This window comes from Paenibacillus sp. A3M_27_13, from assembly GCF_024213315.1.
GTDB lineage: Bacteria > Bacillota > Bacilli > Paenibacillales > Paenibacillaceae > Paenibacillus > Paenibacillus polymyxa_B.
Window position 1 is genome coordinate 104,593 of the sequence record NZ_JANAVE010000004.1, and the last position, 12,282, is coordinate 116,874.

The window sequence follows — 12,282 nt, forward strand, 5'->3', positions numbered from 1 at the left end:
AGAGAGGATAATCATTATGAGTACATGGGAAAAAAGTTATTCGGATCTCCTGACGAAGGTACAAAACAGCAAACCCCTCGTTCACAATATGACCAATGTGGTAGTCACTAACTTTACGGCCAACGGCCTGTATGCATTGGGCGCCTCCCCGGTGATGGCCTATGCACCCGAGGAAGTAGCAGACATGGCAAAAATAGCGGGAGCCATCGTGTTAAACATCGGTACGCTGAACCGCGAACTGGTGGATGCCATGATCATTGCTGGACAATCGGCGAATGCACACGGTGTTCCGGTCCTGCTAGATCCGGTCGGTGCGGGAGCAACGAGCTTTAGAACCGAATCGGCACTGCGAATCCTGAGAGAAGTCAAAATCTCATTGGTGCGGGGCAATGCAGCCGAAGTCGCGCATCTTGTTGGAGAAGCGCGTGAGATTAAAGGCGTAGATGCTGGTGACAGTGCTGACAGCGGAAATGTCGATCTGGCAATTCGGGCTGCTCAAACGCTCAATACAATGGTTGTCATTACTGGAAAAGAGGACGTCATCACCGATGGGGCCGAAGCACGAATGATAAGCGGTGGAGACGCGCTGCTCACGAAGGTAACCGGAGCAGGCTGCCTGCTGACCTCTGTGTTAGGTGCCTTTGCAGCTGTTGAACCCAACCTGCTGCTCGCAGGTACAGCAGGCTTGGCATTTTACGGTGCAGCAGCTTCCCGAGCCGCAGCACGTACCGCAGAGCTGGGGCCCGGCAGCTTCCAGATTGCCTTTCTCGACGAGCTCGCCAAACTACATACAGGTTCGCTAGAGGGGCATGTCACTGTCCGTGAAGCCGGAACAACCACAGCAGGTGGTGCGCGATGACAGACGTTCGTGTACCCAGAGCACTGACGATTGCCGGTTCGGACAGTGGCGGCGGGGCCGGGATTCAAGCCGATCTCAAAACCTTTCAGGAGCTTGGCGTTTACGGCATGTCGGCTATTACGGCCATTACCGTACAGAATACTTTAGGGGTCCACGGCGTATATCCGCTGCCACAGGAAGCAACAGCGGAACAGATCGAAGCTGTAGGATTAGACCTTGGAGTGGATGCCCTGAAGACTGGCATGCTGTTTAATGCGGGCATCATCCGTCTTGTGAGCAAGCAGATTCGAAAGTTCGGCTGGAAAAAGGTTGTCGTCGATCCCGTGATGATTGCCAAGGGAGGCGCTGAACTGCTGCAACTGGAAGCGGTGCAGGCTTTGAAGGACGACCTGTTTCCCTTAGCCCTGGTCGTTACACCGAATATCCCGGAGGCGGAAGCCCTGACAGGGATCAGCATCCGTACGATGGAGGATCGCCGCGAGGCTGCGAGACATATTAGCAGTATGGGACCAAATTTCGTTGTGATCAAGGGTGGCCACGCTGACGAGAGCGAGAGCAGCGAACAGATTGTGGACCTGCTCTTTGACGGAACCGCCTTTACAGAGCTGAGCGGCAAGCGGGTACGGACTGTCCATACACACGGAACAGGATGTACCTTCTCGGCAGCGATAACTGCTGAATTAGGGAAAGGAATGTCTGTACTGGAAGCTATCTCGAATGGTAGAGCCTTCATCCAGGCGGCGATTGAGGATACTTTACACCTTGGACAGGGACATGGCCCAACCAATCATTGGGCCTACCGCCGTCGTCAGGAGGTACTCCGATGAGCAGCAGAATATTGCCACAGATGATGCGTCAGCATTTACAGATGTATCTGGTTCTTGGAAGCGTGAACTGCCTCGCTGAACCAGGTTGGGTCGTGCAAGAGGCTGTGGCTGGCGGCGCAACCATGGTCCAGTTTCGAGAAAAGGGCCACGGCGCGTTAACGGGCGTTCCTATGTTCGAACTTGCGCGCCAGCTACAGGAACTGTGCCGTCACGCTGGTGTCCCCTTCATCATCAATGACGATGTGGAGCTGGCTCTTGAACTCGACGCCGACGGTGTTCACATCGGTCAGGACGATGAATCCGCCGAATCCGTCCGCGAGCGAATCGGAAATCGAATTCTAGGCGTCTCTGCCCATACCATTGAGGAAGCACGTCGAGCCATCCTGCAAGGTGCTGATTATTTCGGCGTCGGACCCATCTATCCCACCATCTCGAAAGATGATGCCCATGCCGTACAGGGACCGGCAATTTTATATGAGATGCGTAAAGCGGGAATTGATGTGCCGATTGTTGGGATCGGAGGTATTACAGTGGACCGTGTTGAGGAAGTCGCACGTGCAGGTGCAGATGGTGTGGCGGTGATTTCAGCCGTGACACAGTCAGAACAGATTAGAGGTGCGGTCAAGGAATTAAAGAAAAATATGGTATCATTTCTCAATGATCCGATCTACATGTTTGATAATGATTCAACAGATCATCCAGCTTTTTAGATTGTTCTATTACTTTGGGATGTGTTAAAAATCCATACTTTTTCTGGACCTGGTACAGTTTCTTCCTAGCTCGTTCGACACAAAGTAAAGTCACACCTTGGTTCATCAGCATGATCCCTCCTATATGTCATATTTTATGACAAAAAGACGTTTTTTGGATTTTCGAATGATGCGCCTAACAAAAAAAGAACATCCCAAAAGTTTGCATAAACAAAGATGCCCCTAAATCCACGTTAAAAGAGCCTCCGTTTCCACTAATTAAGTGGAACAGAGGCCCTTTTCATAAAAAGATCCAATGAATACAGAGCATACATGCCAATTCTGACCTAGAGATTAACCTTATTTTGTTGGCTCTCTAATAGTCGCTGAACTCCCCAAACTTGAACTAGTCGGTGAGAATTGTCTTTGTTTCTAGCCGTTTAAGCACCTCCAATTTGTACGTGAGGCGTTATTCTTTGATTTTGGTTATGCGACTGAACAGGCATTGCTAAAATAAACAAGAAGCTAGCTGCGATGACCAGCAGAATCATTTTTTTCAACATTGTCTAACCACACCTTTTCTAATAGTTTGAAATACTCTTCCCTTGTTTCGGGAAGCGCATGTGCTTGGAAATGTGCAAAAAGTCCTGTACAGTTTATGAAATAAGTCTCATTATTTAGTATATGGGCTTTTACCAATGCATATATTAAGTGTTTAAAGCCATCATTGTACATTCCCCGTCTTAAATAGTAATAAGCCAGTTCGTAACCAAACCATGCAAAATAATCCGGCATCACTTGTTGGGTGTACATATCAGTAGATTGTGATAGCAGAGCAAAAGAATTAATCTCCACTTCAAAACGTGAAAGGACATCATTAATATCTATTGCATATCGGTTAGCAGCTATCATAACGTTCAGCAACTTGGATAGCTTTTCATTCTCGGTAGTGATTGATGTGGATGCAATATATTCAACATAATCAGGAAGCACATTCGTATCTCCAGATAGGAGTTTATTTACATAAGTATTACCTTCTGCCCAATGCTTGAACAAGTTGACCCAGTGTTGAGTTTTCTGGTCTGTCTCGATCACCCAATCTAAATCTGCGTAGGCATTTGTAAATTGTAATGCTTGCTGATAATCGCCTTGGGCTTCACAGACACTCGCACACAGTAAATCAGCATAGGTAATGTACACAAACATCGGGCGACTCAGCCTCTTTTCAGACTCCTCCCACTCTCGCTTTTTCTGTTGATGTTTCAAAGAATATTGGATCTCCGCTTTGGCTCTCATTTTTCGAGCAGTTGCATCGAGCTTGTCCCATTCACGCAGAGAACGATACACATTCGCCAAATCTTTTAACGCATCGAGTTGATCTATTTCATTCAGACGTTCGACAAAGGGTTCAAATCGTGTAGCCGCCTTGAGATTTCGGATCTGATTGTTACCCACCTGAATGGTAAACAGACGATACTGACAGATAGCCAAACGTTCAGAATGCTGGTACTTCTCGCCTTCCGCAATCCCTTCGTAGAGCAACAATGCAGCATTGTGCTGACCTTGTGCGAATAATTTTTCTGCTGCATCAAATAACTTTGGGGAATATAGAAGATTGTCCATAATATGTCCCACTACAAGCTGGATAGCATCCAACTTGTCCAGTTCCGCACAGCGAAACAACAACGGCTCAATTCGCCTCCAATCCGGGGAGCGCTCAATGATGTAGTTATCTATGTATAGTTCGTAAAAAAAACCCTCTGGTAGTCCCATAGCCCAAGTGATTCGATCTAGCTGATGTATCGCAACAGGACGATGCTTGGCAATCCAATTATTAAGTGTTCTTTGATGAACACCTGAATGTTCGGCAAATTGTGCCAGCGTCAAATTATTTTCCCCTAAATAATCCTCTAACTTCGCCAAAATCGTAGGTGTATGTCCCAAGTCATAACCACCCTTCATACAAAAAATCCAAATTTTATACTTTCACCTCAAATTATTCACCAATTATTAACATGTGTCAACATTTTTCTTCCATTATTCCTACTATATAAACTTGAATATGGTAATTAATAACCACTAACATGAAGTCCCTTTTGGAATCAGGTGGTCGCTCGTTCTACTAATTTGAATTCCAGATGATGTATCGTTTCATCCAGCCCTTCAAGGGCATTGCAAATCATAATAAACGCATTCTCCGCTTGCTTGTCTATCGGGTAATGAATCGTTGTTAAATCAAGCAAATGCGATATTTCGGTGTTATCAAAGCCTACTACTGCAAAATCCCTTGGTACAGAAACACCGAGTCTCCGTGCTTCAGTCAAAAGACCTGCTGCCAAATAATCGGTAGAACAGGCAAAGGCATCCGGTCTATCTGTTTGTTCTCGTTCTGCCCACCAATGAGCTATTTGTTCACCAGCTTCTATTGAATTTAAATCATAAAAATGCGGGAAGGCCTCAGCATCCAAATCATATTTCTCGCAAAAGTCATGATAAGCTCGAATGCGTTCTTTTGTGTTCAACCCCCGCATGCTGCCGTACACATTCACAATTTTCCGATATCCTCGGGCGTACAAATGTTCCAACGCCAGCGTATAGCCCTGATACTGATCCATAAATACAGACGGGATTGCCTCAATGTTTACACGCTGCCAGGTCACAATCGGACCATATTTTGTATAGTGCTCAATCACACTCCACTCATTAACACGAATCATACAGACCAAGGCGTCCAGTTGCTTTCTCCGCAACATTTCCAGCGCTTCAAGTTCTCGCCCCTTCTCCCCATTCGTAATAAACAGTGCTATATTAAAGCCATGCTCCTGGGCATACATTGTAAATCCACGCACAAATAAACCCAATGAATCATTAAAAGAAAGTGAAATAATCCCTATGAGCTTGGTCATGCCTTTTTTTAAAGATACCGCATTTAGATTAGGAACATAATCCAGTCGGTCTATGACCTCCTGCACACGCTGTCTTGTCGGTTCACTTACATACGGATGGTTGTTAATGACACGGGACACCGTAGCCGAGGATACGCCCGCCAGCTTTGCAATTTCATGAATATTCGCCATTTTTCTCACCTCGTTCTTTCTATTTTAGCATGTTCGTGTTCAGCATGTTCGTAGTGCCCGCCCTATAATTGTCACCTTCCCAAAATAAGTTTTTTAAAAGCGCTTGACCTGTAATGCATTACAGGGATTACAGTGAATTTGTGCTTAAGAAAGCGGTTAAAAAACATACTTAGGAGGCACTAACCATGAAAAAAGGCATAAAGATTGCAACCATTGGCGGAGGTTCCAGTTATACACCAGAATTAGTAGAAGGCTTCATCAAACGTTATGCAGAGCTTCCCATTCGGGAATTGTGGCTGGTAGATATTGAGGCAGGACGTGAAAAACTGGAGATTGTAGGCGCCATGGCCAAACGGATGGTGAAGGCCGCAGGCATTGATTGTGAGGTACATTTGACCCTGGATCGTCGGGAAGCGTTGAAGGACGCCGATTTTGTAACGACCCAATTTCGGGTAGGCTTGCTGGAAGCCCGGATTAAGGATGAAAGTATTCCGTTAAAACATGGCATGATCGGTCAGGAGACCAATGGTGCCGGAGGAATGTTCAAAGCGTTTCGCACCATACCCGTTATCCTCAGTATCGTCGAAGATATGAAAGAACTGTGTCCGAATGCATGGTTGATTAATTTTACCAACCCTGCGGGTATGGTCACCGAAGCTGTGCTTCGTTATGGTCAGTGGGATAAAGTCATTGGATTATGTAATGTTCCAATCGGCGCGATCAAGAGTGCATCGGCTGTGCTGGACAAACCGGAAGAAGAGTTGTTCTTTAAATTTGCAGGTATTAACCACCTTCATTGGCACAAAGTTTATGACAAAACAGGAGCAGAATTAACAGAGCAAGTCATTGAAGGACTGTACGCTCCGGGCGCAAAGCCAGAGAAAGTCGTTGAAAATATTAAGAACATGCGCTTCCTGTATGATCAAGTTCGTCAATTGAAAATGCTGCCTTGTCCTTACCATCGGTATTACTATATGACGGATAACATGCTCAAGGAAGAATTAGAGGAAGCCAAAAACGAAGGAACTCGGGGTCAAGTGGTCAAACGTCTGGAAGAAAGTCTGTTTGAATTGTATAAAGATCCGAATCTGGATTACAAACCAGAGGAACTATCCAAACGCGGCGGTGCGCATTACAGCGATGCAGCCTGTGAGATCATTAATTCCATTTATAACAACAAAGGCACATTGATGGTGGTTAGTACACGTAACAATGGTGCGATTGATGATGTTCCTTATGATAGCGCCATCGAAGTGACCAGTGTCATTCGCGCCCATGGCGCCGAACCTGTCAACTTTGGCAAATTCCCACCTGCACAGCGGGGCTTGCTGCAAGTGATGAAAGCAATGGAAGAGCTGACGATTGAAGCGGCGGTCACCGGTGACTATGCAACAGCACTGCAAGCCTTCACCCTGAATCCGCTCGTACCAAGCGGGGACATTGCTCAAACCGTACTGGATGAATTGCTGGAAGCACACAAAGAGCATCTACCTCAATTCTTTGCTCATAAGGAGAAGGCGACGGTATAAATTTATAAAACAGATTGTTCATGCTGGACGTATGAAAAAACGGTCGTCTCCCTCATTTCGGTTGGGATCACGGCCGTTTATAATGACATTAACTTTTAAACTTCAAACTTAGTCATCTTAGATATTGTTTCATGGTATCCTTCTAATACATCATTTATGATATCTTTTACACTCTTAATCTCAGTTATTAGTGGTACTATTTGTCCCACCATAACAGCGCCCTTCTCTTCAACGTCGCCTTCCAGCATCGCCTTTTTCAAAGAACTTTCAGCAACTTCTTTTAGTTTTACTGCTGCTTCTTTTTTGCTGTAATTGTTTTCAATTTCCGTCATTTCCTCTGAAAGCTTGTTCTTCAATTGTCTGCATGGCTCATCAGTAGAATATCCTGTTATCACAGTCTCCATGTCACCAGCTTTTAACATGGCATCTTTTACATTTGCATGTACTACTGTTTCCTCTGCGCACATAAAAATGGTTCCCATTTCAATGCCTTCAGCACCAAGAGCGATAGCTGCTGCCATTCCTCTTCCATCTGCAATACCGCCAGAGGCTATCACTGGTACAGATAAGCAGTTCGCTGCTTGTGGAACAAGAACCGTTGTTGCTTCATAAGTAGTATGTCCGCCACCTTCCCAGCCTTTTACAATAACTGCATCAGCCCCCGCCTTCTCCGCAGTCATTGCATCTTGAATTGTACTTGCTTTTACGATTACTTTTATTCCTAATTCATGCCATATAGAAAAGTATTTTCGGGATAACTCAAAATCAAGTCCCACTAGCGTATCTGCATATATTACTGGTGGTTTTTCCTCCGAAGCAACTTTAGTTACATGATCTAATAATTCAGAGTTCATAATTACATTGATTCCAAACGGTTTACTCGTAAGATTTCTTGTAGCAATAATCTGGTCCCTAATAAAATCTAAAGGAGCAAATCCTACTCCTAATACACCAAGACCTCCACTTTCAGAAACTGCTGCAACTAATGGTGCTGTTGAAACCCAAGCCATAGGTCCTTGAATAATTGGTTTTTCAATTCCTAAAACTTTACATAAACGATTGTTAGACATAAAAAATTCTCCTTTTCATATTGAACAAAATGGATACCATTTATACAAATATTCTTTTATATTAAGATTATAATAAAGAAAAAAGATCCAGAATATCAGTAAGGCTTACCCTGAATGTTGCTTAAACAACAGTTCTGATAGCTTTTGTTGTTTTTAATATGTAGAATTAGTGAATTGGAGTGTGACACATATTGAATGAGATAACAGACTTACGTGTTGTGAAAACACTTGAAAATATAAAACATGGGTTTGCTAAATGTATTAGTCAAAAAAACTTTTCATCTATTTCCGTAAAAGATATTACTACAACTGCAAGAATTAATCGTTCTACATTCTACAAATATTATGAAGATAAATATCAGCTAAGAGAATCATTGGTAAAATCAACATTAGAAGAACTTTCAAACAATATTAATCTAGCATCTTTTAATCTGGAGAATAATGACATCGAATCCTTGAATGCTTTAAGAAAACAACTCCAATTTATGTATGATCATAAAGATTGGTACCTTATATTGTGGAATAAAAATATGGAGTTATATGTCTATGAAGATATGACACGCATATTTGAAAGGAGAACCGGGGAATGTCTTCGTGAAAATAGCAATGGAACAGAAATTACGAAGAAGGAACTTTCAGAAAAGCAGGAGTTATTAACTCGTTTGTTTGCAGCATCTGCAATGACAACGGTTAAATGGTGGTATGAATATTCACCAAATATGACTCCAAAGGATGTGGCAAATATTATTATGGATAATATCAAATTTGGAATGCATCATACCTTTTTTCAAGCTCCATGAACATGGAATACCCTCTCCATTAGCTTCACCGGATAAAATCCACCATGTGCGCAGGTATCGTAGCGCAGCGCTTTGGCAGCACTGAAAAACAAAAAAGCTTCCTACATGTAGGAAGCTTTTTGCTATACGTCCCAGGAGGGATTCGAACCCCCGACCGACGGCTTAGAAGGCCGTTGCTCTATCCAGCTGAGCTACTGGGACAAGATGGTGATCAATAAAACCTTATGTATTCAGCGCATTGATTATTATATCACAATTCGGCCAACTGTCAAAAGCATTTTTTTATGATACAGGGAAGCTGGCTGCAAAAGGAATCATTTGGACGCTAACGGGGTATTATGTACAAAGAACCATGCATAAAGGAGGGGTTAATCCGTGAGAGGTCTTTTGTCGTCACTTTGTTATTTCAGCATTTTCTTCGCACCTTTTCTAGTACCTGTCATTGTGTGGATTGCAGTACGGGACGAATATGTTCAGGGACATGCAAAAAAGGCTATTTTATCGCATATTTTCCCCATTATTGCGGCAATTCCGCTAGTGTATTTTATTATTACGGCGAATCATGCAGGTTCAGTGATCGGGTTTGTACTGCTATTCGTAGTGGTCTATCTCGGGGTTTTTGTTTATAACATCTACAAAGGGATCATGACGCTGCGTGAAGCGGCTTAGTTCAAAAAGAAGCCTCCTGCATACCGCAAATTTGGCGGGATACGGAGGCTTCTTTAGGGTCATTTTTGATGAGTTGCTGTTGCTATTTAGTTCAATGGCTGCTTATTTATTCCCAAAGCGTTTAGGACTTTTCCGTACTTCATGTCTTACGTTTTTCTCCAGCACTTCTTCCGCGAACTCATTGTTATGAATATAACTGCTGCCTTTGTTTTTCTTATACTTCGCTTTGCCGTCTATGATTTCCCCCTCCTTTCACGCTGATCCGGCGATGGCGCCGGAGCCCAAATCAACAAAAGCCGAGGCATAGCACACCATATCCTCATGCCCCGAACTCCTTGGCGAACTCTGTACTGAGCTGCCCATAGGAGAGCAATTCTTTTTTAAACTTCTCTCGCTCCTCACCAGCAGTAATGTGTGTAGAGTCGGTAAAAGCCTTGTCTGTCACTTCCTCAAATGCCGAATGCAGATTATTGTCGTACCAATCCAGCTCCAGATCGGCGTCATTGCGGATGATCCGTACCATGTCATAGTCATGCTGACCATCCGTCTGATCCCTGGCCGTGATATAGACCAGCAATTCCGGGTCATCTGCGGCACCGGGCCGCACCTCTACCTCAGCGCAGCGCACTCCGTCAAGTTCAGTGAAGCGGCGTATTTTGGCATCCTTGATGTAGTACATGGTCTCCCTCCTTCCTTGCGAGTAGACGGGTTTCCCCATCTGTAGTTTTCGGAACGGACAGACATTTTATGCTTCTTTTCGGCATATATACTGATGAACTGGGGATTTAGTTTTTGATTCATTCCAACACTGGATGAACACGACAAAGAGAGGATGAACAGACATGTGCGGAATTACAGGTTTCATACAGTGGAACGGAGACTTAATGCATCAATCTGAGCTGCTGCTGAATATGACACAAACGCTCTCCGATCGCGGACCGGATGCTGCGGGTACCTGGATATCCAACCCGTGTGCCTTCGGACACCGAAGACTGAGCGTAATGGACCCGGAAAATGGCGCTCAGCCCATGATCCGGCAGCTGGAGGATATCACTTATACGATTGTATATAACGGGGAAATATATAACGCGCCTGAGCTGAAAAAAGAGCTGCAACAGCGCGGGCATTTTTTCCGTACACAATGCGACACGGAGGTGCTGCTCGAATCCTATATCGAATGGGGCCCCGAATGTGTAGATCGGTTAAACGGCATTTTTGCGTTTGCGGTCTGGGATAGCGAGCGGGAGCAGGTATTTCTGGCACGGGATCGGCTGGGAGTGAAGCCGTTATTTTATAGCCAGACCGAAGAAGTATTCGTATTTGGCTCAGAACCCAAAGCACTGCTTCAGCATCCAGCAGTAGAAGCAGCAGTGGACGCCGAGGGATTGGCCGAAATTTTTATCATTGGGCCTGCACGTACCCCCGGACACGGCGTCTATTCGTCCATGAAGGAGCTACGTCCCGGGCATACGCTAACCTACACCCGCGACGGCGTGCGCATTCAAGCCTACTGGAAGTTGGAAAGCATTGCGCATGAGGATAACACCGAAGAAACGGCGCTCAAGGTACGAGAACTGTTGCTGGATACGGTGGAGCGGCAGCTCATTTCGGATGTTCCAGTGTGCACCTTATTGTCTGGCGGGCTGGATTCAAGCGCTCTATCCGCATTAGCTGTCGATTATTACAACCGTACCGGGCAAGGACAAGTTCATACGTATTCGGTGGATTATGTGGATAACGACAAGCATTTTAAAGCCCATGCGTTTCAACCCGGAGCCGATGCCCCCTGGATTCAGCGGATGGTGGATGAATTAGGGACAAATCATCACTGGATTGAATTCGATACGCCAGAAGTCGTAGCAGCTCTGAACAACTCCACACTAACGCGGGATTTACCCGGCATGGCGGACGTGGATTCGTCGCTGTATCTCTTTTGCCGGGAGATTAAAAAAGGAGCCACGGTCGCTATTTCCGGCGAGGCTGCGGATGAAGTTTTTGGCGGATATCCTTGGTTCCACCGGGAAGATATGCTGAATTCGGGTACATTCCCGTGGGCAGTTGCACCCGATATGAGAGCCAGTCTGTTGTCTCCCGAGGTACGGGACTGGATCAAGCCGCTGGAGTATTTGAACGATCGCTACTCAGACGCGGTAGGAGAAGTGCCGAAGCTACCGGGGGAAACAGGAAAAGCTGCGCAAATGCGCGTCATGTCCTATTTGAACATCACCCGCTTTATGCCTACTCTACTGGATCGCAAGGATCGGATGAGTATGGGAGCCGGACTCGAAGTGCGGGTGCCGTATTGCGATCATCGACTGGTACAATATGTATGGAACATTCCGTGGAGTATCAAGATGACAGGCGGACGTGAAAAAGGTATTTTGCGCAAGTCGCTGGAGGGCGTATTGCCGGATGATGTGCTGTATCGCAAAAAAAGCCCATATCCCAAAACGCATAACCCTTCCTATCTTGAGGCTGTGAAAAAGCAGGCGTTGCAGCTGCTGGATGATTCCTCTTCCCCACTGCTCAAGCTGATCGATGCGCAAAAGGTACGCGATATTGCCGCCTCACCGGAGGCATCCACCAATCTGCCTTGGTTTGGTCAGCTGATGTCGGGTCCCCAGTTGTTTGCCTACTTGGCTCAAGTGGATAACTGGTTGCGCACTTACAAGGTAGCTATTCGATAAGCTACACTGAATGCTGGAGCAATAGAGCTTCTAAGCGGCAGCGGCAATTTTTCGCTGTGTACTATATGGGGAACA

12 protein-coding genes and 1 tRNA gene are annotated in these 12,282 nt (G+C 45.4%); 7 read left to right on the forward strand and 6 right to left on the reverse strand.

Annotated elements, in window-relative coordinates:
* The first annotated feature begins 16 nt into the window (after positions 1 to 16).
* Genes thiM through thiE form a run of 3 tightly spaced genes read left to right on the forward strand, consistent with a single transcriptional unit; the run spans position 17 to position 2,396 of the window.
* Positions 17 to 859, forward strand: a complete 843-nt coding sequence (gene thiM / locus NLX82_RS16685) for a hydroxyethylthiazole kinase (RefSeq protein WP_254348651.1) — start codon at positions 17 to 19, stop codon at positions 857 to 859.
* Positions 856 to 1,686 carry a bifunctional hydroxymethylpyrimidine kinase/phosphomethylpyrimidine kinase gene (gene thiD / locus NLX82_RS16690; protein WP_254348653.1) on the forward strand — a complete coding sequence of 277 codons (831 nt, stop codon included), beginning with the start codon at positions 856 to 858 and terminating at the stop codon, positions 1,684 to 1,686. Before thiM ends, thiD begins: the two co-directional genes overlap by 4 nt.
* Positions 1,683 to 2,396: a thiamine phosphate synthase gene (gene thiE, locus NLX82_RS16695; RefSeq protein ID WP_254348655.1), complete on the forward strand. Its 714-nt coding sequence runs from the start codon at positions 1,683 to 1,685 to the stop codon at positions 2,394 to 2,396. Before thiD ends, thiE begins: the two co-directional genes overlap by 4 nt.
* On the opposite strand, the gene NLX82_RS16700 is transcribed toward thiE, so the two are convergent.
* The 3 genes from NLX82_RS16700 to NLX82_RS16710 form a co-directional block, all read right to left on the reverse strand.
* Positions 2,341 to 2,508 (reverse strand): aspartyl-phosphate phosphatase Spo0E family protein, encoded by a 168-nt coding sequence (locus NLX82_RS16700; RefSeq protein WP_071558335.1) that lies wholly within the window; start codon positions 2,506 to 2,508, stop codon positions 2,341 to 2,343. The genes thiE and NLX82_RS16700 overlap by 56 nt on opposite strands.
* Before the next feature lie 392 nt (positions 2,509 to 2,900).
* Positions 2,901 to 4,319, reverse strand: coding sequence for a helix-turn-helix domain-containing protein (locus NLX82_RS16705; protein WP_254348661.1), 1,419 nt, complete (start codon positions 4,317 to 4,319; stop codon positions 2,901 to 2,903).
* A gap of 158 nt (positions 4,320 to 4,477) precedes the next feature.
* Positions 4,478 to 5,452 carry a LacI family DNA-binding transcriptional regulator gene (locus NLX82_RS16710; RefSeq protein ID WP_254348663.1) on the reverse strand — a complete coding sequence of 325 codons (975 nt, stop codon included), beginning with the start codon at positions 5,450 to 5,452 and terminating at the stop codon, positions 4,478 to 4,480.
* 185 nt (positions 5,453 to 5,637) lie between these two features.
* Here NLX82_RS16710 and NLX82_RS16715 point away from each other — a divergent pair, with 185 nt between their 5' ends.
* Positions 5,638 to 6,981, forward strand: a complete 1,344-nt coding sequence (locus NLX82_RS16715; protein ID WP_013311670.1) for a 6-phospho-beta-glucosidase — start codon at positions 5,638 to 5,640, stop codon at positions 6,979 to 6,981.
* 95 nt (positions 6,982 to 7,076) lie between these two features.
* Here the strand turns inward: NLX82_RS16715 and NLX82_RS16720 are convergent, their stop codons facing one another.
* On the reverse strand, positions 7,077 to 8,051 hold the full coding sequence (locus NLX82_RS16720; RefSeq protein ID WP_023990023.1) for a nitronate monooxygenase: 975 nt from the start codon (positions 8,049 to 8,051) through the stop codon (positions 7,077 to 7,079).
* Between the two features lie 191 nt (positions 8,052 to 8,242).
* On the opposite strand from NLX82_RS16720, the gene NLX82_RS16725 reads away from it, so the two are divergent.
* A complete protein-coding gene (locus NLX82_RS16725; RefSeq protein ID WP_069080426.1) occupies positions 8,243 to 8,851 on the forward strand; it encodes a TetR family transcriptional regulator in 609 nt (202 codons plus the stop codon).
* 127 nt (positions 8,852 to 8,978) lie between these two features.
* On the opposite strand, the gene NLX82_RS16730 is transcribed toward NLX82_RS16725, so the two are convergent.
* A tRNA-Arg gene (locus NLX82_RS16730) sits at positions 8,979 to 9,052 on the reverse strand.
* Positions 9,053 to 9,226: 174 nt separating this feature from the next.
* Between NLX82_RS16730 and NLX82_RS16735 the strand changes: the two genes are divergently transcribed.
* Positions 9,227 to 9,520 carry a magnetosome magnetite crystal formation protein family gene (locus tag NLX82_RS16735; protein ID WP_016324668.1) on the forward strand — a complete coding sequence of 98 codons (294 nt, stop codon included), beginning with the start codon at positions 9,227 to 9,229 and terminating at the stop codon, positions 9,518 to 9,520.
* 319 nt (positions 9,521 to 9,839) lie between these two features.
* Here the strand turns inward: NLX82_RS16735 and NLX82_RS16740 are convergent, their stop codons facing one another.
* The gene (locus NLX82_RS16740; RefSeq protein ID WP_028541533.1) at positions 9,840 to 10,199 is read right to left on the reverse strand and encodes a hypothetical protein; all 360 of its coding nucleotides are present in this window, start codon (positions 10,197 to 10,199) and stop codon (positions 9,840 to 9,842) included.
* A 163-nt stretch (positions 10,200 to 10,362) separates the two neighbouring features.
* On the opposite strand from NLX82_RS16740, the gene asnB reads away from it, so the two are divergent.
* Positions 10,363 to 12,207: an asparagine synthase (glutamine-hydrolyzing) gene (gene asnB / locus NLX82_RS16745; RefSeq protein ID WP_254348665.1), complete on the forward strand. Its 1,845-nt coding sequence runs from the start codon at positions 10,363 to 10,365 to the stop codon at positions 12,205 to 12,207.
* Positions 12,208 to 12,282 lie beyond the last annotated feature (75 nt).